The sequence below is a fragment of the Streptomyces sp. NPDC050287 genome, assembly GCF_044459385.1.
In the GTDB taxonomy this organism is placed as follows: Bacteria; Actinomycetota; Actinomycetes; order Streptomycetales; family Streptomycetaceae; genus Streptomyces.
The window spans coordinates 245,763-271,310 of record NZ_JBITIY010000007.1 but is presented as its reverse complement, the minus strand read 5'-3'; the positions used below and the strand labels follow the sequence as shown (position 1 = coordinate 271,310).

Below are 25,548 nucleotides of genomic sequence, written 5' to 3'. Positions count from 1 at the left end.
GCTCCCCTCTCCCCTCCCCCTGTGAGGCACTATGCGTTGCGTCATCGCCCGGTACCCGTTCGAACTCACCAAGAACGGAGTGCTGGCCTCGATGAAGGGTGTTCGGCCCGAGCTCGTCACGGGTGACTCCGTGACCATCGGCCGCCGCCGCTACCCCGTCAAGCAGGTGGGCCGGGTTCTCACCGGCCAGGACCCGCGCGACTTCACCAGCGGTGAGGTCACCCGGGCCATGGCCCGCCTCGGCTTCACCTGCCACGAGGCCCAGGCGGCCGTGCCCGTACCGGTGCTGACACCGCTTCAGACGGCGTCGGCACTGCTCGGCAGCCCCGCGGCCTCCGAGGCCGTGTAGCCGAGCAGCCGACACTCCATACCCGTGAGGGCCCTGCCGACGCGCGTCGGCAGGGCCCTCACGGCGTTTCACCGGTCGGTCAGGATGGGGCAGGGGCCGGATCAGTGGCCCGGATCAGTGGTCGGAGTAGCTGAAGTCGCCCACGGTCCAGGCGCTGACGTCCGCGATCGCGACCCGGTACATGCCGCCCGTCTCGGGGATCGCCGTGGTTCCCTGCAGGATGCGGGCGAGATGGAAGTGCAGATGCGTGGGCGGCTCGCCGGTGTCGGGCCCGCGTTCGGTCGCTCCGGTGGTGAAGACGTCGGAGAACGGGCCGAGACGGTCCGAGTCCTTGAGGACCTCCGACACACGCTCCCGCCACACGGCTTCGGGGGCCAGTCGTCCGGTGATCACGGCGCCGCCGACGACCACGGTCAGCGACATCTGGTTGCTGTGCTCTGACTCCACCATGGTGGAGATGGCGACGAGCAGCTCGTCAGGGTTCGGCATGAGAGCCGATTCTATTCGGCAGCTCCTCCGGACCCATAGGGATTGCCCGCCATCGGGCCGCCCCATCGCACCCCAGCGCACCGCCAGCCTCCGGGCGGCAGAAATCCTCGCCCACATGCGGAGCGAAATCTGTCTTTGTCAGAGTAGACATTGGTCGGCGCGACAGGTAGCGTTTCTCTCGTAGACACGGTCCAGCGAGACCTGGCAGACACGAACTGCCGGGTAGCAGAAGAAGAAGTTCGCAGGTCAACCCAGTAGGAACTCAGGTAAGAACGGAGGAGCAGACGCCATCAGGATCGCCCGGACCGAGTTGTTGGGCCCGGGTACCGCAAGACCCCGGATTGGAAGGTGGTCCCCGGTCACGCAGCCGCGATCCCCGCACCCCCGCCCCACCCCCGGGCCGGGCAGCGGAAACAGAAGGTCGGCCGAGCAGTAGGGCCGGCAGATGGTGTTCAATTTCCTCGGGGCCCTGGTGCCGTACGGTGCCAGGGCCCCTCGACGCGTTGCTCAACGAGGTGACATGACAGCAGATACTCCGCTCAGCGGTCGTCTGGACGACGACGACTACCCCGCCTACACGATGGGCCGGGCCGCCGAGATGCTCGGCACCACCCCCGGGTTCCTCCGGGCCATCGGGGAGGCCCGCCTGATCACTCCACTGCGTTCGGAGGGCGGCCACCGCCGCTACTCCCGTTACCAGCTGCGGATCGCCGCGCGTGCCCGCGAACTCGTCGACAAGGGCACCCCGATCGAGGCCGCCTGCCGCATCGTCATCCTCGAGGACCAGCTCGAGGAAGCCCAGCGCATCAACGCCGAGTACCGCCGGGCCGCCCAGAAGGCCTCGGGCTCGGCCGACGCCGGCGCCACCGCGGGCTGACCTCGGCCTGTCCGCCGGCCGGCCCAGGGCCCGCCTGTCCGTCGGCTGCGCGCGCCGCGCGCAGCGCTCAGGACCGCGCCCGGGCCGCCCGTACGAACGCCGTGATCAGGGCCGGGTCCTTGACGCCCCGGCTCTGCTCCACCCCGCTGGACACGTCGACCCCCCAGGGGCGGGCGGCGGCCACCGCGTCGCCGACGTTGTCCGGGGTGAGGCCTCCCGCTAGCAGCCACTTCTCCCCGGGGGCGGCCGGCGTCCTGCCGGACCAGTCCCAGGCGATACCGGAGCCGGGGACGGGCGCGTCGAGGAGGAGCAGGTCCTCGCCCAGCTCTCCGCAGCGCGGAACCCGCTCCCCGAAGGCCGTGGCGCGGATCAGGGTCCAGCCGCCCGTCGCGAGGTCGTCGTAGTAACCGCGGTCCTCCGGCCCGTGCAGCTGTACGGCCCGGACGCCCGCGTCGGTGGCCAGGGACCGCACGTCGTGCAGGGGCTCCGCGCGGAAGACGCCGACGGTCAGGACGTGCTCCGGAATCCGCCGGCTCAGCCGGGCGGCCGCGGCGGCGTCGATCCGGCGCGGGCTCTCGGAGAAGACGAACCCGACGGCGTCGGCGCCCGCCTCCACGGCCGTGTCGACGTCCCGCTCGGTCTTGAGGCCACAGATCTTGACGAACAGGGAGCTACTCACGAGGCCACCGTACTGGGGGCTCGCAGACCGCAGTGCCGGGGCCTGGAGACCGCCGTACCAGGGCTCGGAGGCCACCGCGCACCACGGCCACCGTGCTGCGGCTCACTTGAGGCCGATCGCCTCGCAGTCCGCCGCGTACTTCTGGGTGCAGATGTCCTTGACGGTGTAGACGCCGTCCTGGATCACGGTCGACTTGATGTTGTCCCGGGTGAGCGCGACGACCTGCACCAGCTGCGACGGGATGTTCTTCTCCGTCGGGCTGTCGACCGTGTCGGGGGTCAGCGCCTCGAACTCGAGCGAGCGGCCCTGGATCTTGGCCACCGCCATCTGCGCGGCGTTGTCCGCCTCCAGCAGGAACGACTTGTAGACGGTCATGTACTGCTCGCCCGAGACGATCCGCTGCACCGCCGCGAGATCCGCGTCCTGCCCCGTCACCGGCGGGATCTTCGTCGCGCCGGCCTCCTTCAGCGCCTCGATGACGGCGCCGGCCATGCCGTCGTTGGCCGAGTAGACGGCGGCGATGTTGCTCAGGCCGATGGACTGGATCGCCTTCTTCATGTTGGCCTTGGCGACCTCGGGCAGCCACTCCCTGGTGTCGTACTGCTGGGCTATGATCACGCGCCCCTGCAGCTCGCTGAGCGCGCCCGTCTTGAAGCGGGCGGTGTTGGGGTCGGCGACCGAGCCGTTCATCATGACGATCTTACTGGTCGCGGCCTTCTCGCCGAGGGCGTCCACGATCGCGCGGCCCTGCACCTCGCCGACGAGTTCGTTGTCGTGCGAGACGTAGGCGTCGATCGGGCCCTGGGCGAGCCTGTCGTACGCGATGACGGGGATACCGGCGTCCTTGGCCTTCTCGACGGCCGGGGCGATGGCCTTGGCGTCCACCGCGTCCACCAGGATCACGTCCACCTTCTTGTCGACCATCTGGTCCATCTGGACGCTCTGCTTGGACTCGCTCGCCTCAGCGTTGGCGTAGAGGACCTTGCCCTTGCCGCCGGTGAGGGAGGCGACCCGCTTCTTGATGAGGGGGTAGTCGAACTTCTCGAAGCGTTTCGTCTCCTTGTCGGGGAGCAGGAGGCCCACCGTGATGTCGTTGCCCTTCTTCGGGGCCGAGGTGCTGCTGCTGCCACCGATGCCGTCGACCACACCGCACGCGGTGAGCACAAGAGCAGAAGTGGAGGCGGTCAGAACCATCGTGAAGCGACGGGCAACGACACTATGGGCGGGGGAAACGTTCACAACAGGTGCCTTCCGGGGCGAGAGAGCAGCCTGGCGACCAGGTGGCTGAAAGCCAACGCGGTAGCGGCACGACCGTCAAGGCCTCAGCTCAACGAGATCGCAACGAGCCCCAACAGACCGTCCTGACCGGCCCGTTGGAGGCCCAATCACGATGAGAATGTGAACCTGCTGTGGCGAAATCGTGGGCTCTGCCAGGGACTTCCGACGGCTGGCGGTAGGCGGTAGGCGGTCGGCGGTCGGCGGTCGGCGGTCGGCGGTCGGCGGTCGGCGGTCGGCGGGGCCATCGTCACGGTGTCGGGGCGGGTTCGCCCGGGCCGAACGGGGTGTCGCGGTGCTGCGCGATCGAAGCCACCGTGTACAGGAGCGGGGCGCCCGCGCGCACGGCGGTCCGCAGCCGCGGTGCGAGCCAGTCGGGCCTCCGCGCGGCCGGCCCCAGTACGGCGGCCAGGCCCATCGCCAGGACGGCCGCGGGACGCCACAGGCCGCAGCCGGCGTCCGGCGCGATCGCCGGGCAGCGCGGCGCCCGAAGGACGCGGGCCGGGTCAGCCGAGGGTCGGGAAGGACGCCGAGCGGGTGGCGGGGGACTCCGGCGGCGTGGCGTGGCAGGTGAAGCCGAGGCGGGTGAGGGCCCGGGTCACCTCGAAGGCGGTGAAGTCGCGGCGGTCCTGGCGGGTGATGATCTCGCCCACCTGCTTGACGGGGAACACCTTGCGCCCGATGACCACGCAGGCCCCGGTGGTGGGCTCCGGCCGGACGCCCTCCATCTGTGTCTCCACCTCGGACTTGATCAGGTCGAAGGGGTAACGGGCGATCACGCAGCGCATGGGTGCCTCACCAAGGGTGTAGTGGACGGCAGAAATGCCTTCGGGGCCGGTGTCGGTCAACGCCGGCCGGGACGGTGCCCGGCCGTGACCGTGGTCCGCGGACGGTGGTCGGCGGGATTGTGCTCGGGGAGCGGGGTCAGCGGGTGCTGTGGGGAACGGCCGGCGCGTATCCGCGGGCGTCGTTCACGCGGGACACGCCCGGCATCCGGTCGCGCATGGCGGTGTCGGCGGGGGAAACACGCGTAAACAAACGGGGCCCGCACCCAAGGTGCGGGCCCCGTCTCGCCGAAGCGCGCGAGCGAATCGCGGAAAATCAGGCAGGGACGATGTTCTCGGCCTGCGGGCCCTTCTGGCCCTGCGTGACGTCGAACGTCACCTTCTGGCCTTCCTGCAGCTCACGGAAGCCCTGGGTGGCGATGTTCGAGTAGTGGGCGAAGACGTCGGCGCCGCCGCCGTCCTGCTCGATGAAGCCGAAGCCCTTTTCCGCGTTGAACCACTTCACGGTACCGGTGGCCATGTCATATCTCCTGAAGGCAGTGCTGGGGACCCACACTGCGTGGGCCCTCCTCATCGCTGCGATGATCACCTGCCCGGAAAAACCGGCAGCAAAATGGCAACCACAACTGCAACTGCGGTCGAGCCTAGCACGAGACCTCCCGAAACAAATCGGAGGCGAGAAGGCGACTCGGCGGGCGAGTCGGCGGCGAGTTGGCGGGTGACTCCGCGAGGAATACAGGTGCGTGAATTACGTAAAACCCTGCCTGGATTCATCGAGGAATTCTTTTCCATCGCTGCCCGCAATTCTGCTCCGGCGGGGTCAGGTTTTCACTCTCCGCGCCGGGCGACTGAGGGCCCCTGAGCCGGGTGGCGCAGTTCCTCGTTGTCCCGCAGGGCGTCCTCCAGTTGGTCCTCCAGGCCGATGATCCGGCAGGCGGCCTCGACCGGCGTGCCCTGGTCGACCAGCTCACGGGCCCGGGCGGCCAGCCGCAACTGGTGGCGCGAGTAGCGGCGGTGACCGCCGTCCGACCTGGTGGGGGCGATCAGCCGGGCCTCGCCGAGGGCCCGCAGAAAGCCGGGCGAGGCACCGATCAGCTCGGCGGCCCGGCCCATGGTGTACGCCGGGTAGTGGTCGTCGTCGAGCCGGTCGCCACCGAACGGCTGCTCTTGTGAGGGCATGTGCGCCTTCCCGCGGGTCGCCGGAGCACGGCCCGCCCAGGTCTGGTTACCGCACGAGAACTCTAGTCGCCCCGACGGAATGTCTGCCGTGGCGAACACAGATGTTCAGCGGATGTACGTGGCTGTTCAGCGGATGTACGCCGCCCGCGCCGCACCCGCCGACCGGCCCACCGCTGTACTGTCCGTCCGGTCAGGCACCCGGAGGTACCGTGGACGGACCGGGAGCATGCGGCAGAACGTGGAGATGGGTGACCGTCATGCACTTGAGCCCCGACCGCTCCGGCGGCACGGACAGAGCTGAGAGAGGCGACAGGGCCGGCGGCACGGACGGCGCCGGGGGCGCACCCGACATTCCGCCCCTGTCCTCACCTGTATCCGCCTCCGTGTCCACGCCGGTGCGGACGGAAGCAGACGCCCATGTCGCCGCGGACGACCTGTCCGCACCCGAGGGCGAGGGGCTGGCGGAAGTGCGCGTCATCGCGGCGGACCCGGACGTCGCCCAACGGGTCGCGCTGCTGCTCCGCGAGGGCTTCCACTGCGACGAACCGCGCAGCTACCCCGCGGGTCCGGACGGACACGGCACGCTCCTCCACCTGACGGTGGACACCACGCGCGGCCCCGACGAGCCCCCTGCCGCCTCCCCCTGGCTGATCAGCAGCCGGTCCCAGGGCTCCCGCGCCCACACGGACGAGCCGGGCTGAGCCTGCCTTCCCCGGCTACTCGCCCACGTGGCCGAGTTCGATGTCGTGGCCGTCGGCGCCCCGGCCGGTGAGGGTCAGCGCGGTGGCGACGGGCGGGTAGCCGGAGGTGATGAGGGTGTACTCGCCGCTGTCGAGGTCGGTGAAGGCGTACGCCCCGTCGCTGCCGGTGGTGGCGGTGCCGATGACGTTGCCGGCCGCGTCGACCAGGGTGACGCGGGCGTCGGCCAGCGGACCGTGCGACGCCTTCACGACGCCCTGGAGCTGGGCTCCGGCGTCCAGGTCGACCTCGATCCGGGTCACCCCGGTGCCGCCGACCTCGACGGGCAGGGCGCGGGGGCGGTGTCCGGCGGCGTTGACGGCGAGGGTGAGGGGTCCGGGGACGAGGTCGGTGAAGGTGAACTCACCGTGTTCGCCGGTGGTGCCGGTGGCCAGGAGGCCGCCGCGGATGTCGGTGACGATGACCATGGCGTCCTTGACCGGGCTGCCGGTGTGGGCGGCACGGACGGTGCCGGTCAGGCCGCTGGTGCCGGACAGGAGGACGTCGTACGGCAGCGGTTCACCGTTCACGACGACGGTGGAGGCCCGGGGCTGGAAGCCGTCCGCGGCGGCGATCAGCACATAGGGGCCGCTGCCGGGGGCGTCCAGGGAGTACGAACCGTCGGCGTGGGTGACCGCCCGGTCCAACTGCCGTCCGCCCAGCGAGATCAGCGTGACCGCGGCCTGCGTCACCGGCGCCGACCGCGCACCCCGTACGAACCCGTGCACCGCGGCCCCGCCGCTGGCGAGCTGCTCCGGTTCTGGCTCCGGCTTCAGCTCCGGTGACGGAGGCGTGGCCGTGGCGGTCGGTGCCGTGACCGTGGCCGTGGCATTCGGAGCCGGTGCCGGTGCCCTGGCCCCGGTACGCAGCGGGACCTCCTTGATGAAGGCGCAGAAGACGAGCGCGACCAGGGCGAAGGGGGCGCCGCACAGGAAGATGTCGGCGATGCCGTGGCCGTAGGCGCTCTCCACGACGGTGCGCAGGGGGCCCGGCAGGTGGGCGACGTCGGGGATGCTGTCGGAGGTGCTCGACCCGGACAGCGCGGCGGAGTCCTTCGGGTCGAGGCCGGTCAGTCCGTCGGTGACGTAGTGGGTGATGCGGTGGGCGAGGACCGCGCCCAGTGCCGAGGTGCCCAGGGTGCCGCCCAGGGAACGGGAGAAGGCGACCGTGGAGCTGGCGGCGCCCAGGTCGGCCACCTCCACCTGGTTCTGGGTGGCCAGCACCAGGTTCTGCATCATCATGCCGACGCCGAGGCCGAGCAGGGCCATGTAGATGCCGACGTGCCAGTACGCGGTGTCGTACCGGATGGTGCCGAGCAGCCCCAGGCCCGCGGTCAGCAGGACTCCGCCGGCCAGCAGCCAGACCTTCCAGCGGCCGGTGCGGGTGATGATCCGGCCGGAGAGGGTGGAGGCGCCGGCGAGGCCGAGGATCATCGGGAGGGTCATGACGCCGGACATGGTCGGCGACTTGCCGCGGGCCAGCTGGAAGTACTGGCTGAAGTAGATGATGCCGACATACATCGCGACGCCGACGAAGAGCGAGGCGAGGGACGTCAGGGCGATGGTGCGGTTGCGGAACAGGCGCAGCGGGATGATCGGTTCGCGGGCCCTGGTCTCGGTGACCAGGAAGGCGACGAGCAGCGCGGCGGTGCCGCCGGTCATCGTGTACGTCTGCCAGGACAGCCAGGCGTACTTGTCGCCCGCGAAGGTGACCCAGAGCAGCAGCAGACAGACGCCGGAGGTGATGAAGAAGGCGCCGGCCCAGTCGACCTTGGCCTCGCGGCGGACCACGGGCAGGTGCAGGGTGCGCTGGAGCACGATCAGGGCGACGACGGCGAACGGGACGCCGATGTAGAAGATCCAGCGCCAGCCGAGCCAGCTGGTGTCGGTGATGACCCCGCCGATCAGCGGTCCGCCGACCATGGCGGTGGCGAAGGTGGCGCCGAGGTAGCCGCTGTAGCGGCCGCGCTCGCGGGGCGGGACCATCGCGGCGAGGACGATCTGGGCGAGCGAGGTCAGGCCGCCCATGCCGAGCCCCTGGACCGCGCGGCAGGCGATGAGCATGCCGGGGCTGTGCGACAGTCCGGCCACCGCCGAGGCGCACACGAAGAGCACCAGCGCGAACTGCACCAGCAGTTTCTTGGAGAACAGGTCGGCGAGCTTGCCCCACAGCGGCACGGACGCGGTCATCGTCAGCAGGGACGCCGTCACGACCCAGGTGTAGGCGCTCTGGCCGCCGCCGAGGTCGCCGATGATCCGGGGCAGGGCGTTGGAGACGATCGTGGATGACAGGATCGCCACGAACATGCCGAGCAGCAGCCCGGTCATCGCCTCCATGATCTGGCGGTGCGTCATGGGAGTCCCGTCGGGCACGGTGCCCCCGGCGGCTCCCGGACCGGGCCGATGCCCTTCCGCGTCACCCTGGGCCCGCGGATCGGCCGGTGTGGACGTCGCCATGGAGTTCCTTTTCTTTCCACGCTCCCGTTGCTCAGCCCAGAGTGGTTTCCGTTGGTTGCTGCAGGCAAGTGGATCGGGGGCGGTTGGCCTCCAAGACTTGGCAAATTGGCACCGGGGCGGCAGGCCCGCAGGACGCGCCCGGTCTCTACGCCGGCACCGTCGCGGTCATCCGCTCAAGCTGCGCCGCCGTGACCGCCCGTACGACGAGGACCGCCGCCACCGCCGCGCCCACGATCGCCGCGTCGGAGGCGAGCAGCATCCATACGTCGGTGTAGGCGCGGACGATGAGCTCGTCCGTGTCGTCGGCGGACAGGAGGCCCACACCGCTGAGCATGCCGATCAGCCACAGGCCCCACCACCAGTTGACCGAGCTCGGGAGGGGCTTGCCGGGGGCGCTGCGGCGGTGGATGTCGACGACGAGGCCGCGGGGGATCCACAGGTTGGCGAGGGGAAGGACCCAGCCGAGGTACATCCAGATCCAGGAGTGGCGGGGCCGTTCGCCGGAGAGGGCGCGGGCGTTGTCCCGTACCCGCCACAGCCAGGACAGGAACAGCAGCGCGCAGAGGACGGCGACGCCCCCGCTCAGGGCGTTGACGATGTGGTAGCCGTCCTCCAGCGAGGTCGGCGGCCGGTGCCGGCCGCCGCCCTGGTCGGGCGGCCCGGACGCGGGCTGCCCGGCCATCGCGAGGCGGATCTCCCAGGCCGCCCGGACCAGCCAGGCGACCCCGGCGAGGGCGAGACCCGCGACGGCACAGCGGGCATCCCACCGGACGGGGCGCAGGGCGGAGGGGTCGGCGGGGGTGGGCGTGTGCGGGGCAGGCGGGGCCGACTGGGCCAGTTGATCGTTCACCAGGTCATGGTGGGGGACGGCCGCCGAGGGATGCCATGACGAAACCGCTTCTGCATTGTCACAGTCATGCCATACGCGGTCACGGTCCCGCCGTACTCGGCGGCGGCCACCGGCCGGCCACCGGTCACAGGGCCCGGTTCAGCAGGTCGAGCAGGGCGCTCCAGTGGCGGTCGGTCGCCTCGGCGCCGTACATCGCGGTGTCCGCCTGGGTGAAGCCGTGGGGGGCGCCGGGATACACCTCGCTGCGGTGGCGGACGCCCGCCGCGGTGAGAGCCTTCTCCAACCGGTCGATCTGTTCGGCGGGGTTGGCGGAGTCCTGGTCGGCGTGGCCGAAGTACAGCTCGGCGGTGATCCGGTCGGCGAGCAGGTGGGGGCTGTCCGGCGCGTCGGTCGCGAGGCGGGCCCCGTGGAACCCGGCCGCGGCGGCGACCCTGCCGGGATACGTGCCCGCGGTGCGCAGGGCGAGGCCCGCGCCCATGCAGTAGCCGGTGACGCCCGCCGGGCCGTCCACGGTCAGCGGGGACGCGGACAGCCAGTCCAGGTAGGCGGCGGCATCGCTCATCGAGCCCTCGGGGGTGAGGGTGCGCGCGGCCGGGCCCAGGGCCTGGATGATCTCCGGCCGCTCGGCCGGGTCGATGAACTCGGGCAGTTCCACGACGGGGGCGCGGCCGTACCGGTAGAAGACGTTCGGCACCAGGACCGTGTACCCGGCCGAGGCGAGCCGGTCCGCCATCGACCGCAGATGCGGGCGGAGCCCGAAGGCGTCCATGAAGAACAGCACGGCGGGATGTGGGGAGCCGTCGTCGGGGTGGGCCAGATAGGCGTCGGCGACGCCGTCCGGGGTGGGGATCTCGACGGGAGCTCCGAGCACGTCGGTCATGGGATGCCTCTCGCGCGACGCGACGTTCACGCGTCTTGATCTCACATATGACACTGAGCGTCACGTTAGCGAGCGAGTGACAGCACTGCAAGCAAAGGTCCGGCGGAGACTACGATCGCAGGGTGACCGGAGCAGCCCGAACCCGACCGCGTGCGCATACCAGGGACGTCGCCCGGGCCGCCGTACGAGCCGAACTGGCCCAGGTGGCCTTCGAGTTGTTCCGCCGGGACGGCTTCGACAAGGTCACCCTGGACGACCTGGCAGCGGCGGCGGGGGTCTCCCGGAGCACGTTCCTGCGCTACTTCGGCACCAAGGAGGACGCCGTCCTCGCCGCGTACGACGGCCACGACCGCCGGACCGCCGACGCCCTGCGCGCCCGCCCTGCCGACGAGGACGACTGGACCGCGCTGCGCCGGGCCCTGGGCACCCTCATCGACCGCTACCACCAGGACCCGGCCGGCTCCCTGGCCACCACCCGGCTGGTCCAGGAGACCCCGGCCCTGTACGCCCGGCACCTGGAGAAGCAGCACGGCTGGCGCCCCGCCCTGGCCGAGGCCCTCGCCGAACGGGCGGGCACGCCGGGGGAGGTGACCCTCGGGCACACGGTCCGCGCCGCCGCCGCGCTGGACTGCCTGAACGTGGCCCTGGACCACTGGACAGCCTCCGACGGCCGGCTGGACCTGGTCGACCTGCTGGACGAGGCGTTCGCCGCGCTCACCGGCGCGTGAACCCAGCCGTAGCCGGGCTGTCGGCAGCCCCTCGCGGCTCCTCCTGACTCCGCCCGGGTCCTCCTTACTCCCGGCCCCCTGGCTCACCGGCTCGCCCGCCCCCTGGCTCCCCCTGCCCCCTGAGCCGGCCTGTGACCGAGGCCACACAAAGCCGCCGCTTTTCGGCCATACTCGAAGGATGAGTACAGCGACGTTTGTACTAGCGGCCACGTCGAGCGACGTACTCAACGTGATCGCCGCCTTTGCCGGTGGCCTCTTCATCGCAGGCCTGCTGGTGTGGGCCGTGCGACTGGGCATGAAGGTCATGGATCAGGAGCTCCCGCACCCCCGGCCCGAGGAACAGCCGAGGCTGCCCGAGACCGGCCCCGTCCGGGAGATGCGGGAGATACGCGAGCCGGACGAGATTCCGGGGCCCGTGGACGAGCCGGAACGGCTCATGCCGTACCAGCTCCACGCCTCCGGGACCCGACGGGGAAAGGACCAGGTCCGAAAGCGCTGGCTGCCGGGTTCCAGCGGTTCGTTCGGCAGTGGCGGCATCGGTCACGTCTGAGGCCGGCCGCCCGCCGGCCGGTACACGGCGAGCGCCCAGATCACGAAGATGTTCACGGCGATCATGATGAGCGACCAGATCGGCGCGTACGGCAGGAACAGGAACTGGGCGATCAGGCTCAGCGACGCCAGGAAGATACCGGTCACCCGGGCCCAAGCGGCGCCCATCAGGATTCCCACGCCGGTGAGCGCGGCCACCGCGCCCAGGACGACCAGGATGATGCCCCAGCCGGTGAGGTTGATCTTGTAGACGTAGTCGCCGAGGGTGGTCCAGACGTCGTCCTTCGCGAGTGCGGAGATGCCCTGGAAGATCGCCAGGATGCCGTTGACCAGCATCAGGACACCGGCGAGGACGACCCCGCCCCTGGCCCAGGCGGACTCCGTGGGCGTCGACGCGTAGCCGTAGTCCTCCCACGTGGGCCTGGTCTGCTCGCCCGTCCGCTGCTGTCCCCCACCCGTCTGCGGCTGTCCTCCAGCCGTCGGCTGCTGTCCTCCACCCGTGGGCGGCTGTGTCGCGTGCGGCTGCTGGGTCATGGCCGGACCCCATTTCTGTCGAGGCGGTGGGCGGGGTACGCCGTCCGCCGGTGTCTTCTGCTCTGGCCCGCGCTGTCCTCGCGCCGGTGTCCTGCGCTTCGACCATCGGGCGCGGCAGCCGCCCCCGCCAGGGGGACAGGGCCGTACGGGTGACACCCGGCATGCGCCCGCCCGCGCACCGGCCTTCACCGGCAGGCAACGTGAACCGGGCGGCGCGGTGCGGGGGAAGGTGGGGAGCTGGACGACGTGACGAGACCGGGGTCGACTGACCGGTCACCTGGTGACCGGTCCACTGGCTGACCAGCCCTGTCGGTCCGGTCAGGCCATCCAGAAGAAGACGGCGGTCATCCGCTTCTCCGCCAGCGTGCGGCCGAAGTAACCGGTGGCGCTGTGCACGAGGTTGGCGTTGTAGAGGAGGAGGCGGTTGTACTTGTGCGGCACACGTACGTCCTCCTCGAAGGCGTCCGGCGCGACGAACCGGGTACCGAGCGCGTCGACGAGGTTGTTGTGCGGGGCCTGTACGACATTGCCGCCGAGCCGTCCGCCGGGCAGGGCCTGCCGGTAGAAACTGGTCCCGCAATCCTTGGGCACGCCCGGATTGAGATACAGGACGGCGGCGTACCGGCACAGCGAGCGCGAGTCGGTGTGCGGCCGGGGTGTGCTCTCCCCCTCCCCCACGACCTGCACGCAGTTGTGGTTGAGGGTCCCTCCGCCAGGGGCCTCCTGCACCCACAGCTTCCCGGCCCCGGTCGCCTTGCGCACCGCCCGCTCCACCCGCGCCAGTTGCCCGGGGTCGAGCCCCGGCATCGCTCGCAGCCCCGGCCAGGCCTCCGGCTTGTGCGGATACCCCTGGACCCAGTCGTCCTTGCCGAGACAGCCGTCCCGTACGGCGTCGACGTCCGGCAGTACGTCGTCGATCACCCAGTAGTCGCGGCCCTTGGTGGGCTTGCGGTAGGGGAGGAGGGGAAGCGTGCCGGCAGCCCTCGCCGGTACCTGCGCGCGCCGCTGTGACATGGACATGCAGCGAATCTAGGCCCGGGGCGCGTCAGGACTCTCCCGCGATTTCCTCCGGAAGTCCCCGCGAGCCGGTCAACGTTCGGTCAACGGGGAGGGGCGCCTACCGGAGCCGGCCTCGGCCGCCGACCCGAGACTTTGCCAAATCAAAAGGTTTCTTGACCGCCCCCTTCCGTACTCCTGTCCGTCAGGCCCGCAAACCGGCGGGCCCTCGACCGGGCAGGAGGCATGGTGCGCTTTTCGCGGAACGCGATGGGAACTCTGTTCGTGGGCGGTGCCCTCACGCTGACCCTGGGGGCGCTCGCCTACCCGTCGATGCTCGGTCTCAGCACCGTATCCAGCGCCCAGGACAGAGTCATCGCCCAGACGCAGTGGGGGCCGTTGACCGAGCAGGACCGGGACTTCGTGGTCAAGGTGCGCGCGGCGGGACTGTGGGAGTACCCGGTGGGGCAGATGGGGCTGAACAAGGGGACTTCCAAGGCCGTACTGACGGCTTCCGAGCACCTGGTCGACGGACACGCCGGGCTGGACGACGCCTGCCGGAAGATCGCACCGATGCTCAACGTCACGCTGCCCAACGTGGCCAGCCCGCAGCAGGTCGGCTTCGTCAACCAGCTCAACTCGGACCCGAAGGGCACCCAGTTCGACTCGGACTTCGCCAACATCCTGCGGGTGACGCACGGTTCGATCTTCAACACGATCGCGAAGATCCGGTCCACGACGAAGAACAGCATGGTGCGGCTGCTGGCCGACAAGGCCAACGTCACCGTCCTGGACCACATGACGGTCATGGAGAAGACCGGCCTGGTCAACTTCGACCAGGCCCTCTTCACCCAGACCACCCCGCCGAAGCTGCCCAGCGACCAGCTGACGCCGCCCGCGCCGCAGGCCGGCGAGCCGATGGTCGTGCTCACCCCGCCGGCGAACAGCACGGAGACCCCGCTGGCGATCCCGTCCAACCCGTCGGCGGGCTGAGGCCCGGCGCTCCCTGGCGGTTCACCGGCCGGTTCCGGCCACCTCTACGCGAGCCACACCGTGGTGTCCGGCCCGAGCAGCGCACCCCCGTCCGCCAGGGGTGCGCTGCTCAGCAGCACATCCCCGGGCGGCAGCGGTACGGCCGCGCCGGACATGTTCGTGACGCAGCGCCAGCCGTCGTGGCGGGCGAAGTCCACCACCCCGGGCGGGCTGTCGTCCGCCCAGGTCAGCGACTCCCCCTCCTGCAGCTTGCGGCGCAGGCGCAGGGCCGTGCGGTAGAACTCCAGGGTCGAGCCCTCGGCCCCGTCCTGCGCCTCGACGGCGTACCGCGCGAAGCTCTCCGGCTGCGGCAGCCAGGCGCCGGCCGCCCCGAAGCCGTACGACGGTCCCGTCGTCGTCCACGGCAGCGGTACCCGGCATCCGTCGCGGCCCTTGCGGACGCGGCCCGTCTGTTCCCAGATCGGGTCCTGCAGCACCTCGACGGGCAGGTCGGCCACCTCGGGCAGGCCGAGTTCCTCGCCCTGGTAGACGTACGAGGATCCGGGCAGCGCCAGCATCAGCAGCGTGGCCGCCCGGGCCCGCCGCAGGCCCGCCGTCTCGTCGATCGCGGGGGCGTGACCGCCGGACAGGAGCCAGGCGTTGGAGTCGGTGCCGGGCGGGAGCATCAGGCGGGAGGCGTGGCGGACGACGTCGTGGTTGGACAGGACCCAGGTGGCGGAGGCGCCGGCCGTCCGGGCGGTGGCCAGGGAGTCGGTGATGACCTCGCGGAGGGCGTCCGCGTCCCAATCCGCCTGGAGGTATTCGAAGTTGAAGGCCTGGCCGAGTTCGTCCGGGCGGGCGTACAGCGCGCGGCGGGCACCGGGGACCCAGGCCTCGGCGACGGCCATGCGGGGCGGACGGTAGGCGTCGAGGATCTTGCGCCAGTCGCGGTAGATCTCATGGACCTCGTCGCGGTCGTAGAAGGGGTGGGTGCCGGGCGGGAAGCCGGGGAGCGCGTCCTCCGCGCTGAGTTCGGGGGCGCCGAGGTCCCGGAGGGGTTCGCTGAGGTCCTTGGCCAGGGCGTGGGCGACGTCGACGCGGAAGCCGTCGACACCCCGGTCGGACCAGAAGCGCAGGGTGGTGCGGAAGTCGGCGCGGACCTCCTCGTTGGCCCAGTCGAGGTCGGGCTGCTGGGGGGCGAACAGGTGGAGGTACCACTGCCCGTCCGGGACCCGCTGCCAGGCGCTGCCGCCGAAGACGGACTGCCAGTCGGTGGGCGGGAGTTCGCCGTGCGCGCCCCGGCCGTCGCGGAAGACGTACCGGTCGCGGGCCGGGGAGCCGGGGCCGGCGGCCAGGGCCTCCTGGAACCAGGCATGCTGGTGGGAGGTGTGGTTGGGGACCAGGTCGACGATCACCTTCAGGCCCAGGCGGTGGGCCTCGGCGGCCATCACCTCGAAGTCGTCGAGGGTGCCCAGGCGCGGGTCGACGTCCCGGTAGTCGGCGACGTCGTAGCCGCCGTCGGCGAGTTCGGAGGGGTAGAAGGGGCTGAGCCACAGGGCGTCGACACCGAGGGCGGCGAGGTGATTCAGCCGCCGGGTGACGCCCTTCAGGTCCCCGAGGCCGTCGCCGTCGGCGTCGGCGAAGCTGCGGGGGTAGATCTGGTACACGACGGCCTGCCGCCACCAGTTGGGGTCCTTGGAGGAGAGGTCGGGGGAGGAGGGGTCGGGTCGGTGGGGAACGGGGTCGGTCACGCGGTCTCCCTCGGGGCGGCGTCGGACAGCACTCAGGTACCTGTCCCCATTGTCGGGAAAGCGAACTCGAACGCTGTCCGGAGCACTTCATTCCTTGTGTGGCGGAATTGTGTTGACGGCTCGAAGTGCCTCTGAATTGCCGCAGGTTGACAGCTTGCGAAGGGCGATCCACGATGTGCGAACACCCGTGACTCATGTGACCAATGAGTCAAGTGTTTCTCAGTTCTCTTACCCCGATGGGATCCGCATGTCCATAGCCAGACGTGTCACCGCGCGCCGCCTGCTGGGGACGGGGGCCGCGGCGCTCGTCCTCTGCGCCGCCTCCGCGACCACCGCTTCCAGCGCCTGGGCGACCGGCACTCCCGGTGGCGACGGCTGGAAGTCCGGCGGCGCCTACAAGCCCGGCACCGGCCCGGGCACGGAGACCGGAACCGACCGCTGCCAGTTCTCCCTGGACGGCACCGGCTTCTTCGACTCGGTCAAGGTCGACGACCAGACGCTGAAGCCCACCGACGACGGCAAGGTCCACATCAAGGTCCGCACCGCCGGTGACGCCACCACCTGCACCGCCTCCCTCGCCTCGTACCTCGCCCACGGCTCCACCTTCAACACCTCCGGCGAGCAGGTCTTCGTCGACTTCGACACGGTGACCGTGAAGCCGGGTCAGACCGAGTCCCTCGACATCGCGGTGCCGGACGCGGGCTGCTTCGCGCAGGTCGACCTCTACCGGGGCGCGGTCAAGTTCGACGGCAGGCTCGACGCCAAGGACGGTTTCGTCCACGGCGACGTGCCCATCGGCCCGGACCGTCCGGTCATCAAGGACAAGCTGATCGCGGGCTGGAACGGCGGTACGAAGGACTGCGCGACGACCCCGCCGCCGCAGACGCCGTCCACCCCGGCGCCGACCCCGTCGACTCCCGAGTCCACGGAGCCGTCCAAGCCGGCCGAGGAGACGACGCCGCCGGCCACCGAGGCCCCGACTCCGACTCCGCCGGCCTCGACGGACACCCCGACCCCGTCGGCCTCCGAGTCCACCACCGCCCCGGCCACCGTGCCGAACGGCGGCGGCGACGACCTCGCGGAGACCGGCGCCAACAGCGCCACGGGCCCGATCGCGATCGGCGCGGCGGTGCTGCTGGCGGGCGGCGCGGGCATGGTCGTGCTGACGCGACGCCGGAAGGCGACGCGCTCGTAGCCACACGGTGGTAGCCACGAGCCCGTAGTCATGCGGTCGTAGTCGCGCGCCCGTAGTCATGCGGCGACAGGCGCACGCGGTCGGTACGCGGTGGTGGTCGAGAGGTCGTAGCCGGGCTCGCCTCTCGACCACCACCGCGTCGCGTTGCGTTGCGGAAGGCGTCTCAGCCGTCCGCCGCGCAGTGCTTGAGCAGCGCGGCGATGTCCGCGTCCACCACCCGGTAGCGCACGATCCGGCCCTCCTTCTCGCCCTCCACGACCCCGGCCGCCCGCAGCAGCCTGAGCGCCTGCGACACCGCCGGGTCGTTCATCCCGGTCGCGATCGCCAGGTCGGACACGGCCAGGGGCCCCGTCCGGTGCAACGCCAGCAGCAGCGCCAGCCGCTTCGGGTCGGCGAGCAGCGAGAATCGGTCGGACCAGGCACGGACATGGCCGGGTTCACCGATCGCGGCGATGGCGTCGCACACCCGGTGCCCGTCTATGGTGCGGCGGTCCGCTCGGTCCGCCGGAACGAGATGCATGGCGCCATCCTCGCAGGCGGGATTCTGTGATCTTCGATACCTGCCCAGATATGCAGCTATGCAGGAAACCCCTTACGCCCCTACGGTGGACCCGCCGTGGTGCTCGGGAAGTCGGTGGGAAACCGACGCGGCCCTCGCCACTGTGATCGGGGAGTTCGAGCACCGCCGTCCCGCCAGGGACAGCCACTGGCCGCCGCGAGGGGGCCGGGAAGGCAGGGGCGCGAACGTACGACCCTCCCCCACTCTCGGCTTCGCTCGAGTGGGAGGTACCCCCAAGCCAGGAGACCGGCCACGGCATCTCACGAGTTGATCCACGAGGTGCTGGAGCGTGACCGAATGACCCTGCCCGACCCTGCCCGGACGTCCGTCCCCGCCCCGGCGTCCGTCCCCGCCCCGGCGTCCTTCAAGTGGCGCCGGGAGGACACCCTCAGGACCGCGGGCCTGATGGCGGTGATCCTCGCCCTGCACGTCGTCGCCTTCGGAATCCTGTTCCTCCTCGTCGTCCCCGCCCACTACGAGGTCGGCAACAAGGCCTTCGGCATCGGACTCGGCATCACCGCCTACACCCTCGGTATGCGGCACGCCTTCGACGCCGACCACATCGCCGCGATCGACAACACCACCCGCAAGCTGATGGCCGACGGCAAGCGCCCGGTGTCGGTGGGCTTCTGGTTCGCCCTCGGCCACTCCAGCGTGGTGGTGGTCCTCGCCCTGCTGATCGCGGGCGGCACCCAGCTCGCCGGCAAGGTCATGAACGAGGACTCCGGCACCCACCAGGTGCTCGGCTTCCTCGGTACGACGATCTCCGGCGCGTTCCTCTACCTCATCGCCGCCCTCAATCTGGTCGCCCTGCTGGGCATCCTGAAGGTGTTCAAGGCGATGCGGGCGGGGTCGTACGACGAGCGGGAGCTCGAACAGCACCTGGACTCCCGCGGGTTCATGAACCGCGTCCTCGGCCGCCTCACCAGGTCCATCAGCCGCCCCGGCCAGATGTACCCGCTGGGCTTCCTGTTCGGCCTCGGCTTCGACACGGCCACCGAGGTCACGCTGATGGTGATGGCGGGCTCGGGCGCGGCGGCCGGCCTGCCCTGGTACGCGATCCTCTCCCTGCCCCTCCTCTTCGCCGCCGGCATGAGCCTGTTCGACACCCTCGACGGCACATTCATGAACTTCGCCTACCAGTGGGCGTTCTCCAACCCGGTCCGCAAGGTCTTCTACAACCTCACGATCACCGGCCTGTCCATCGCCGTCGCCTTCTTCATCGGCACCATCGAGCTGGTCGGCGTCCTCCACGACAAACTCGCCCTCGGTGACGCGGTCACCACCTGGATCGCCGACATCAACCTCGACAGCGTCGGCTACGTCATCGTCGGCCTGTTCGTGGTGGTGTGGGCGGCGGCCATCACGTACTGGCGCCTGGCGAAGGTGGAACAGCGGTGGACGATACGCCCGGCCGCCGACACACGCTGACGCCGACGGCAGCGGTCCGGAGGCTTCGCTGGTCGCACCCGCATCTCAAGATGCAGCAGGACAGACCCGAGTGCACGATGAGGAAAGTGCACTCTCTGGAGGTGATTGAGAATGCGACGAGCATTCGCCACCGCAGCAGCCGTGCTTCTCCCCCTCGGCCTTGCAGGAGGCCCGGCCGTGGCGGCACCACAAAGCACTCCATCGTCTGCGACCGCCACAGTGACCAGCACCCAGTCCGCCTACAACCCGGAACTCCCAGCGATCCGAGGGCCGCAGGACGTATGCGGCATCACCAAGCACCGGCCGCCACTTCAGCGCGGATCGTCCGGGTCAGCCGTCCGGCAAGCGCAGTGCTATCTGAATCAGGCCATAGACGCCGGCCTGCGCGAGACCGGGTTCTTCGGCCGGGCCACTCGTCGCGCGACGATAGCCTTCCAGCAGTGCGCCCGAATCTTCGACGACGGACGCGGCCGCATCGGGTCCCAGACCTGGTCGTTCCTCACGCTCTGGGCCAACTCCCCTGGCCGCCCCTTCTGCTGACCGCTCCGGGGCTCCGGGGCTGACTTCCCCGTCGGAGGGTCAGACACCCTCCACCGCCGTCAGCCACAGCTTCACGTAGCGCTCCACGTCGACGCCCAACGCCACGTCGAGCAAGGGCTGTTCGCGGGTTCCCTCGTGGATCTCGGACTCGCCGGGGACGGGGCGCCGGTCGACGACAGTCTGGCCCCGGGCGGCGCCCGGGGCCAGACTCACCTCCACAGGCAGGAGTTCGGTGGTGATGCCCTCCGGGTCGACGACGGCGCACACCGCGCCCGCGTCGCCGAGGCCGCCCATGGGGGTGGGGTCCCCTGAGGTGGCGGGGTCGCGGTGGGCGAGGAGTTCGCCGGCCATGCGGAGGCTGGGTTCCGTACTGGCGCGCAGGCGTTGGACGTCGGCGGCCGGGACGAGGACCCGCTGGAAGACATCGAGCCCGTACATGGTGATCGGTACCCCCGCCGTGAGCAGGATCGCCGCCGCCTCCGGGTCGTGCCAGACGTTGAACTCCGCGACCGGCGTGGCGTTTCCGGTCGCCACCGCGCCGCCCATGAACACGATCCGCTCGATGTTCCGCACCACCTCGGGATGCGTGCGCAGGAGCAGGGCGATGTTCGTCAGGGGCGCGGTGGGGATGAGGGTGACCGGGCGCGGGGAGGCGAGGATCTCGCGGCGCAGCAGCGTCACCGCGTCCACGTCGACCGGCCGGCGGGTCGGCGCGGGCAGCCCCAGGTCGCCCATCCCGTCCTGCCCGTGCACGTGCCGTGCCGTGCGGACCGGCTCGATCAGCGGGCGTTCGGCGCCCCGGGCGACCGGGATGTCACCGGCGCCGGCCTGCTCCAGCACGGTCAGGGTGTTGCGGACCACCCCGTCCACATCGGTGTTCCCGGCCACGCAGGTCACCGCGCGCAGGTCGAGCGCGGGGTGCCGTACGGCGAACAGCAGGGCCAGGGCGTCGTCGACACCGGTGTCGCAGTCGATGATCACCGGGATGGGCTGACCGGTCACGGCAGGGTTCCTCTCCGAGGGCAACGGGTTCCGAGAGTCGTGCAACCGACCTTACGCAGCGGCCCACAGTTCGGCGCCGCGATCACCGGCGCGGGCTGCGATCCGGTCCAGCAACTCCCCTACGGGTACGGCCCCGGGACGCCGCCCGTCCCGCAGCCGTACGGCCACCGGACCGGCGTCCGCCTCCCGCTGCCCGACCACCGCCTGGTACGGCACGAGCCGCGCCGCGCGGATCCTGGCCCCGAGGGTGCCGTCACTTCACGGCCGAGGCGGCGGTGGTCGTACACCGCGTCGGCCGGCGGATGCCGAGGTGCGGGCGACGGGTTTGCGCGCGGTGGGAGCGGCGGACGCCGTCGGCGGGGACACGGCCTCACCCGGACGGCTCCGCTCGCTGGTGGAGGGACAGGGGCGGTGGTGCCGTAGGAGGGCGTACTCGATCTTGGATGTCGCCCAAGGAGGCACCCCCGATGAATCCAGCCCCGGCCCGTGTCCTCCGTGTCTGCGTTCTCACCTTGGGTGGTCTGCTCGTCACCGCCGCCTGTTCCGTGCTCAGTACGCCGCCCACCGCCGAGAAGCCCGACTACGCTCCGGCGACCACCCCGCCCGGGACCTCCGCCCCGTCGCCCGCCGCCCTCACCCAGGCGCAGGCGCAGGCCGCGCTGGTCACGGAGGCCGACCTCGGGGAACCCTGGACGCCGACGCAGGGAACCGCGATCTGGCACGACGGGCTGCTGAAGGCGACGACCGAGCTGCCCGACTGCCGGCGGCTGCTGGACACCCTGTACGCCGAGGAACCTTTCGGGGCTGACGCCCGCCCCCGGGCCGTGATCAGCCTCGACGACGTCTGGAACGAGGCCCAGCTGCGCTACCAGATCGTCACCCGGAACCCGGCCGACGTGGACCACGCCATCGCCTGGCTGCGGACCCTGCCGCGGAAGTGCGCGCGGTTCACGGCGACCACCGCCCGGGGCGACCGACTGGACGTGCAGGTCACCGACGCGGCCCTGCCGGCCGTGGGAGACGCCCGGCAGGGCCTGCGGGTCACCCTGACGGGCGCGACGCTGAACGACGAGCCGGTCCTGCTCACCCTGGACACCGCCGTCGTCCGGGTCGGCGACGACGCGATCGGCCTCTCCCACGGCGGCCTCGGCGACATCGAGCCCGACGTCACGCAGACGGCCGCACAGCTGGGGGCACAGCGGCTGGCGGACATCCGCAAGCAGGGCCGGACGCAGATCTGAACCGGCCGGTCCGACCGCACGCCGACCGCGGTGCCTCCCGGAAAGGGGCCTAGGCCTGGTGCGGGACTCCGCCCAGCAGTTCGTCCGGGCCGAGGGTGCGTTCCGCCAGGGCGCGGGCGACCGCTGTCAGGGAGAGCCGTTCCCCGGCCGCGTACTGGCGCAGCAGGTCGAGCGCCTCGGTGAAGGAGACACCGGCGTGCTCGGACAGGATCCCCTTGGCCAGTTCGACGGTCGCCTTCGCGGACACGGCGGACTGGAGGGAGGTGAGCAGATCGTGCGGGCGTTTGGCCTCGGCGGGCCAGTGGGTCAGCGTGAGCGCGGCGACGTCGCTCATGCCCTGGGCCACCGCGAGGTCGTCGGCCGGCAGGGCGTCGCTGTGCCGGTTGGCGAGGGACACCGCGCCGATCGCCTGGCCTTCCAGCCGCAGCGGCAGCACGTGCACGGAGACGTAACCGGCCTTCAGGGCGTGAGCCGTGTAGTCGGGCCAGCGGACGCCCTCGCGCAGATCGTCGGCGGTGACGGGTTCGCCGGTGCGGAAGCAGTCGACGGACGGTCCCTGCTCCTGCTGCACCTGGAACACGTCCAGCCGGCCGAGGTCGTCGGCGGAGGCCGTCATGGCGCGCAGGGCGCCCCGCGCGTCGGCCATCATCACGCCGACCGCGTCCACGGCCAGCAGGCCCGTGCAGTGCTCGGTGAGCCGGGTGAACAGATCCAGCGGATCGAAGTGGGCGCCCAGCGTGTCGGCGAGGTCGACGAAGGCGCGGATGAGCCGCAGTTCCCGGTTCATCAGAGCCTCCTCACACCGTTACGACGCCGGTTCCCCGGTGGTCGTGACGGAGAGTTCCTAGTCACGGTCGAACCTCTTCCTGTGCGAGACCACATCGCGCGCCACCTCCAGGGCGGTGCGGTTGTGCGCGAAGGCGTGGGCGCGCAACCGGGCCAGCGCCTCTTCCGAGGCGACACCGAGCTGCACCATGATCATGCCGATGGCCTGGTAGACCTCGTCGTGATCGGTGGCCAAACCGCTCAACCAGGGTTCTTCTTCTCCACGTCCATTCTCCTCCCCCTGGGGCAATGCCATCAGTGCCACCGTCATGACAGCGGCCACCAACTGCGCGGTACGCAGTTCGCGGGTGGTGAGCTCGCCGGGAGTGGCGCGGTAGAGGTCGAGCGTACCCACGCACACGGCGTCGTTCCCGAGGGGCACCGAGTACACGGCCTGCACCCCGGCGGCCGTCGCCTGCTGGGCGAAGACGGGCCAGCGGCGGGCGTCCCGGCCGGCCGTGAGGTCGCAGGCGAGGACCGGGGCGCCGGTCGCGGCGGCGTACATGCAGGGGCCGTCACCCAGGGTGGCCTGGACCTCCGACAGATGGGCGGCCTGGTCGCTGCTCGCGCTGAGCTGGACGGGTATGCCGTCGCTGCGCAGGGACACGCTCGCGCCGATCACCGGCAACAGCTTGACCGCCACCATGCACAGCCGCCCGGGGATCTCCACGGGCCGGGCACCCCGCACCCCCTCGGCGATCACGTCGGCGGCCCGCACCCGCTCATGTCGCCGTTCGTCGCCGGCGTCGCGGCCGGACAGCCGGGAGTCGCCGCCACCGGGAGCACCGTACGGACCGGAGTGGTCGCCGTGGGCGCCGTCTCGGTCGTCCCTGGGCCGCACGGCCACCGCCTCCTCAGATAAGCGCGGCCATTATCGTCCATGGTTCCCCGCGGCGAGCCCATCCGGAGCGGGGTCACGTCTCCTCGCGTGCCCGCGCGGGGGGCGCAGGCCGAATACCCTGCGTCGTCCGGCCGAAACGCGCTCGCACGGTCACCGCGGTCACCGCCGAAGGAGAACTCACGGGGCCACAGCGGGCGTACGGAGGGCGGTTCCCCGTCGGCCTTCCTCACAGAGGCGGCTGCGCGGGTGCGGGTCCGAGGGTGGTGGTGCCGGGGGCCGTACGGTGTCCCAGTCCGGTCCGGTACGCGTCCAGCGCGGCCTCCACCCGGCCGGTGCGGCGCAGCAGGTCCCCCAGCAGCCGGCACAGGTCGGCCAGGTCACCGGCGGCGCCCGCACGTTCCAGCAGGCTGAGCGCGCGGACGTAGTGCTCCTCGGCGGCTTCGGTGTCCCGGGCGTCCTCGGCGATGATGCCGAGGAGGCGGTGGGCGGCGGCGGAGTGCAGGGCGCCGCGTTCGGGGCTGAAGTCGCTGAGCACGTCGTGCAGCAGGGCGGCGGCCTCCTCGGACTTGCCGCGCCGGTGCAGCACGTCGGCGAGCTCCACGGCGGCCTGGCTGGAGTAGAGGGCGGCGCGGGTGGCGGCGAGCATGGTGAGCGCCTGCCTCAACTCGTCTTCCGCGCGCTCGAGTTGGCCGTTCTGCGCGTACACGTAGCCGCGCATCCAGTGACAGTTGGCGAGTTCGGTGCGCAGCTGCAGCTGCCGGTACAGCTCGGCCGCCTTGGCCAGCGAGGCGTCGGCCTCGGCGACCCGGCCCTCGGCGATCAGGGTACGGGCGACGGAACGGTGCATCCGGGCGACCAGGGCGGGATCGCCGGCCTGTGGGGCGAGGGCGAGGGCGAACTCGGCGGCCTGGGCGGCGCGGGCATGGGCGCCCATGTCCATGTACGGGCCGATGACGCTGGCGTAGAGGAGGAGCAGGGCGTCCGGGTCGTGCAGGCCGCCGCGGTTGAGCTCGTCGATCGTGGACTCCAGCAGATAGACGGAGTACCGGAGTTCACCCGCCAGATAGTGGGAGACGGCACGACCGCGCAGGGCCGGGACGCGGACCGGCAGCGGCACGTCGCCGAACGCCTCCTCCGCCCGCTCGAAGTAGCGGCGTCCCTCCTCCAACTTGCCGGTTTCCAGGGCGCATTCGCCCAGGCCCAGCAGGGCCGCCGCGACCACCTCGGCGAGGTGGAGCTGCTCGGCTTCGGCGAGCAGGAGGGCGTACTGCTCGGCCGCGGCCTCCGCCTCGCCGGTGGCGAGGGTGCGGTGGGCCTCGGTGAGCCTGAGGCGCAGATCGGTGACGAGGTGGGCCGGGCGGCCGGTCGCCAGCTCGTCGAAGCCGACACCGAGCCGGCCGGACAGGTGCCGCAGCGCGTCGTCGGAGGGGCGGACCCGGCCGGCCTCCAGGGTGGAGATGTACGCCGGCGTGTAGACGGGCTCCGCCAACTGCTTCTGGGTCAACCCGCGTTCGACGCGCAGTTGCTGCACCCTGCGCCCGATCGTCACCGGGTCGTCGCGCTCCGACATCGCCCAACTCCCCTTGTGCCTCTTGCCGTTCTACTCCGTCAGCCCCTAGGTTAAACGGCGTATTAAGCGTGCTTAAGCTGTTCCCGAGTTGTCCTGAACTGTCGTTGCTGCGAGGTCGCCGTGCTCGAACGCCCCAGCACCACCGAGCGTTACACGCGAGGCTTGGCCGCCGCCGTGATCGCCGTCGCCGCCCTGGTTCTGGCGGCGAACGTGGGTCCGGCGAGAGCGGTGGAGCCCACGCCGGTCCAGGGACAGCA

28 protein-coding genes, 1 pseudogene and 1 riboswitch are annotated in these 25,548 nt (G+C 71.2%); of the genes and pseudogenes, 10 read left to right on the top strand and 19 right to left on the bottom strand.

Features of this window, described 5'->3' with window-relative positions; genetic code table 11:
* Window positions 1–31: 31 nt before the first annotated feature.
* The gene (locus tag ACIBK3_RS26430) at window positions 32–349 is read left to right on the top strand and encodes an SCO5918 family protein (RefSeq protein ID WP_399369381.1); all 318 of its coding nucleotides are present in this window, start codon (window positions 32–34) and stop codon (window positions 347–349) included.
* 114 nt (window positions 350–463) lie between these two features.
* Here the strand turns inward: ACIBK3_RS26430 and ACIBK3_RS26425 are convergent, their stop codons facing one another.
* Window positions 464–838 carry a hypothetical protein gene (locus tag ACIBK3_RS26425; RefSeq protein ID WP_399369379.1) on the bottom strand — a complete coding sequence of 125 codons (375 nt, stop codon included), beginning with the start codon at window positions 836–838 and terminating at the stop codon, window positions 464–466.
* Window positions 839–1,358: 520 nt separating this feature from the next.
* Here ACIBK3_RS26425 and ACIBK3_RS26420 point away from each other — a divergent pair.
* Window positions 1,359–1,715 (top strand): MerR family transcriptional regulator, encoded by a 357-nt coding sequence (locus tag ACIBK3_RS26420; RefSeq protein ID WP_030680633.1) that lies wholly within the window; start codon window positions 1,359–1,361, stop codon window positions 1,713–1,715.
* Window positions 1,716–1,782: 67 nt separating this feature from the next.
* Here ACIBK3_RS26420 and ACIBK3_RS26415 read toward each other — a convergent pair whose 3' ends face one another.
* The 6 genes from ACIBK3_RS26415 to ACIBK3_RS26390 all read right to left on the bottom strand — a co-directional run bounded on the left by ACIBK3_RS26415 (window position 1,783) and on the right by ACIBK3_RS26390 (window position 5,633).
* A complete protein-coding gene (locus tag ACIBK3_RS26415) occupies window positions 1,783–2,394 on the bottom strand; it encodes a phosphoribosylanthranilate isomerase (RefSeq protein WP_399369377.1) in 612 nt (203 codons plus the stop codon).
* Window positions 2,395–2,496: 102 nt separating this feature from the next.
* Window positions 2,497–3,588, bottom strand: coding sequence for a sugar ABC transporter substrate-binding protein (locus ACIBK3_RS26410; RefSeq protein ID WP_399369375.1), 1,092 nt, complete (start codon window positions 3,586–3,588; stop codon window positions 2,497–2,499).
* A gap of 331 nt (window positions 3,589–3,919) precedes the next feature.
* Entirely contained in the window at window positions 3,920–4,087 is a 168-nt protein-coding gene (locus ACIBK3_RS26405) for a hypothetical protein (protein ID WP_399369373.1), read from the bottom strand.
* 88 nt (window positions 4,088–4,175) lie between these two features.
* Entirely contained in the window at window positions 4,176–4,457 is a 282-nt protein-coding gene (locus ACIBK3_RS26400; protein WP_399369996.1) for an SCO5918 family protein, read from the bottom strand.
* A 313-nt stretch (window positions 4,458–4,770) separates the two neighbouring features.
* Complete coding sequence (locus tag ACIBK3_RS26395) at window positions 4,771–4,974, bottom strand: cold-shock protein (RefSeq protein ID WP_010986199.1); 204 nt, start codon at window positions 4,972–4,974, stop codon at window positions 4,771–4,773.
* A 308-nt stretch (window positions 4,975–5,282) separates the two neighbouring features.
* A complete protein-coding gene (locus ACIBK3_RS26390; RefSeq protein ID WP_399369371.1) occupies window positions 5,283–5,633 on the bottom strand; it encodes a MerR family transcriptional regulator in 351 nt (116 codons plus the stop codon).
* 383 nt (window positions 5,634–6,016) lie between these two features.
* Between ACIBK3_RS26390 and ACIBK3_RS26385 the strand changes: the two genes are divergently transcribed.
* Window positions 6,017–6,334 (top strand): hypothetical protein, encoded by a 318-nt coding sequence (locus tag ACIBK3_RS26385; RefSeq protein WP_399369369.1) that lies wholly within the window; start codon window positions 6,017–6,019, stop codon window positions 6,332–6,334.
* 15 nt (window positions 6,335–6,349) lie between these two features.
* Here the strand turns inward: ACIBK3_RS26385 and ACIBK3_RS26380 are convergent, their stop codons facing one another.
* The 3 genes from ACIBK3_RS26380 to ACIBK3_RS26370 all read right to left on the bottom strand — a co-directional run bounded on the left by ACIBK3_RS26380 (window position 6,350) and on the right by ACIBK3_RS26370 (window position 10,557).
* On the bottom strand, window positions 6,350–8,827 hold the full coding sequence (locus ACIBK3_RS26380; RefSeq protein WP_399369367.1) for an MFS transporter: 2,478 nt from the start codon (window positions 8,825–8,827) through the stop codon (window positions 6,350–6,352).
* Between the two features lie 145 nt (window positions 8,828–8,972).
* The gene (locus ACIBK3_RS26375) at window positions 8,973–9,677 is read right to left on the bottom strand and encodes a DUF4328 domain-containing protein (protein ID WP_399369365.1); all 705 of its coding nucleotides are present in this window, start codon (window positions 9,675–9,677) and stop codon (window positions 8,973–8,975) included.
* A 124-nt stretch (window positions 9,678–9,801) separates the two neighbouring features.
* On the bottom strand, window positions 9,802–10,557 hold the full coding sequence (locus ACIBK3_RS26370) for a dienelactone hydrolase family protein (RefSeq protein ID WP_399369363.1): 756 nt from the start codon (window positions 10,555–10,557) through the stop codon (window positions 9,802–9,804).
* A gap of 122 nt (window positions 10,558–10,679) precedes the next feature.
* On the opposite strand from ACIBK3_RS26370, the gene ACIBK3_RS26365 reads away from it, so the two are divergent.
* Together ACIBK3_RS26365 and ACIBK3_RS26360 are read left to right on the top strand one after the other, a co-directional pair.
* Window positions 10,680–11,285 (top strand): TetR family transcriptional regulator, encoded by a 606-nt coding sequence (locus ACIBK3_RS26365; RefSeq protein ID WP_399369361.1) that lies wholly within the window; start codon window positions 10,680–10,682, stop codon window positions 11,283–11,285.
* A 178-nt stretch (window positions 11,286–11,463) separates the two neighbouring features.
* Complete coding sequence (locus ACIBK3_RS26360; RefSeq protein WP_399369359.1) at window positions 11,464–11,835, top strand: DUF6479 family protein; 372 nt, start codon at window positions 11,464–11,466, stop codon at window positions 11,833–11,835.
* On the opposite strand, the gene ACIBK3_RS26355 is transcribed toward ACIBK3_RS26360, so the two are convergent.
* Together ACIBK3_RS26355 and ACIBK3_RS26350 are read right to left on the bottom strand one after the other, a co-directional pair.
* Window positions 11,826–12,368, bottom strand: coding sequence for a hypothetical protein (locus tag ACIBK3_RS26355; protein ID WP_399369357.1), 543 nt, complete (start codon window positions 12,366–12,368; stop codon window positions 11,826–11,828). The genes ACIBK3_RS26360 and ACIBK3_RS26355 overlap by 10 nt on opposite strands.
* 318 nt (window positions 12,369–12,686) lie before the next feature.
* Window positions 12,687–13,388 (bottom strand): DUF6445 family protein, encoded by a 702-nt coding sequence (locus ACIBK3_RS26350; protein ID WP_399369355.1) that lies wholly within the window; start codon window positions 13,386–13,388, stop codon window positions 12,687–12,689.
* Between the two features lie 246 nt (window positions 13,389–13,634).
* Here ACIBK3_RS26350 and ACIBK3_RS26345 point away from each other — a divergent pair, with 246 nt between their 5' ends.
* Window positions 13,635–14,357 carry a DUF4142 domain-containing protein gene (locus tag ACIBK3_RS26345; protein WP_399369353.1) on the top strand — a complete coding sequence of 241 codons (723 nt, stop codon included), beginning with the start codon at window positions 13,635–13,637 and terminating at the stop codon, window positions 14,355–14,357.
* A 44-nt stretch (window positions 14,358–14,401) separates the two neighbouring features.
* Here the strand turns inward: ACIBK3_RS26345 and ACIBK3_RS26340 are convergent, their stop codons facing one another.
* A complete protein-coding gene (locus ACIBK3_RS26340) occupies window positions 14,402–16,087 on the bottom strand; it encodes a glycoside hydrolase family 13 protein (RefSeq protein ID WP_399369351.1) in 1,686 nt (561 codons plus the stop codon).
* A gap of 247 nt (window positions 16,088–16,334) precedes the next feature.
* Here ACIBK3_RS26340 and ACIBK3_RS26335 point away from each other — a divergent pair, with 247 nt between their 5' ends.
* Window positions 16,335–17,282, top strand: coding sequence for an LAETG motif-containing sortase-dependent surface protein (locus tag ACIBK3_RS26335; RefSeq protein ID WP_399369349.1), 948 nt, complete (start codon window positions 16,335–16,337; stop codon window positions 17,280–17,282).
* Between the two features lie 163 nt (window positions 17,283–17,445).
* Here ACIBK3_RS26335 and ACIBK3_RS26330 read toward each other — a convergent pair whose 3' ends face one another.
* Complete coding sequence (locus tag ACIBK3_RS26330; RefSeq protein ID WP_399369347.1) at window positions 17,446–17,802, bottom strand: ArsR/SmtB family transcription factor; 357 nt, start codon at window positions 17,800–17,802, stop codon at window positions 17,446–17,448.
* 80 nt (window positions 17,803–17,882) lie between these two features.
* Window positions 17,883–18,111, top strand: a riboswitch (cobalamin riboswitch).
* Between the two features lie 27 nt (window positions 18,112–18,138).
* Between ACIBK3_RS26330 and ACIBK3_RS26325 the strand changes: the two genes are divergently transcribed.
* A complete protein-coding gene (locus tag ACIBK3_RS26325; protein WP_399369345.1) occupies window positions 18,139–19,272 on the top strand; it encodes a HoxN/HupN/NixA family nickel/cobalt transporter in 1,134 nt (377 codons plus the stop codon).
* 219 nt (window positions 19,273–19,491) lie between these two features.
* Window positions 19,492–19,812, top strand: coding sequence for a peptidoglycan-binding protein (locus tag ACIBK3_RS26320; protein ID WP_399369343.1), 321 nt, complete (start codon window positions 19,492–19,494; stop codon window positions 19,810–19,812).
* 39 nt (window positions 19,813–19,851) lie between these two features.
* Here ACIBK3_RS26320 and ACIBK3_RS26315 read toward each other — a convergent pair whose 3' ends face one another.
* Both ACIBK3_RS26315 and ACIBK3_RS26310 read right to left on the bottom strand, forming a co-directional pair.
* A complete protein-coding gene (locus tag ACIBK3_RS26315) occupies window positions 19,852–20,814 on the bottom strand; it encodes a nucleoside hydrolase (RefSeq protein ID WP_399369341.1) in 963 nt (320 codons plus the stop codon).
* A gap of 51 nt (window positions 20,815–20,865) precedes the next feature.
* Window positions 20,866–21,069: pseudogene (locus ACIBK3_RS26310) on the bottom strand (His/Gly/Thr/Pro-type tRNA ligase C-terminal domain-containing protein); the annotation flags it as partial.
* Between the two features lie 212 nt (window positions 21,070–21,281).
* On the opposite strand from ACIBK3_RS26310, the gene ACIBK3_RS26305 reads away from it, so the two are divergent.
* A complete protein-coding gene (locus ACIBK3_RS26305; protein ID WP_399369339.1) occupies window positions 21,282–22,055 on the top strand; it encodes a hypothetical protein in 774 nt (257 codons plus the stop codon).
* Window positions 22,056–22,104: 49 nt separating this feature from the next.
* Here ACIBK3_RS26305 and ACIBK3_RS26300 read toward each other — a convergent pair whose 3' ends face one another.
* From ACIBK3_RS26300 to ACIBK3_RS26290, 3 genes are all read right to left on the bottom strand, one after another.
* Complete coding sequence (locus ACIBK3_RS26300) at window positions 22,105–22,842, bottom strand: GAF and ANTAR domain-containing protein (protein ID WP_399369337.1); 738 nt, start codon at window positions 22,840–22,842, stop codon at window positions 22,105–22,107.
* Window positions 22,843–22,899: 57 nt separating this feature from the next.
* Window positions 22,900–23,727, bottom strand: a complete 828-nt coding sequence (locus ACIBK3_RS26295; protein WP_399369335.1) for a GAF and ANTAR domain-containing protein — start codon at window positions 23,725–23,727, stop codon at window positions 22,900–22,902.
* Window positions 23,728–23,947: 220 nt separating this feature from the next.
* A complete protein-coding gene (locus tag ACIBK3_RS26290; protein WP_399369334.1) occupies window positions 23,948–25,291 on the bottom strand; it encodes a tetratricopeptide repeat protein in 1,344 nt (447 codons plus the stop codon).
* Between the last annotated feature and the right edge of the window lie 257 nt (window positions 25,292–25,548).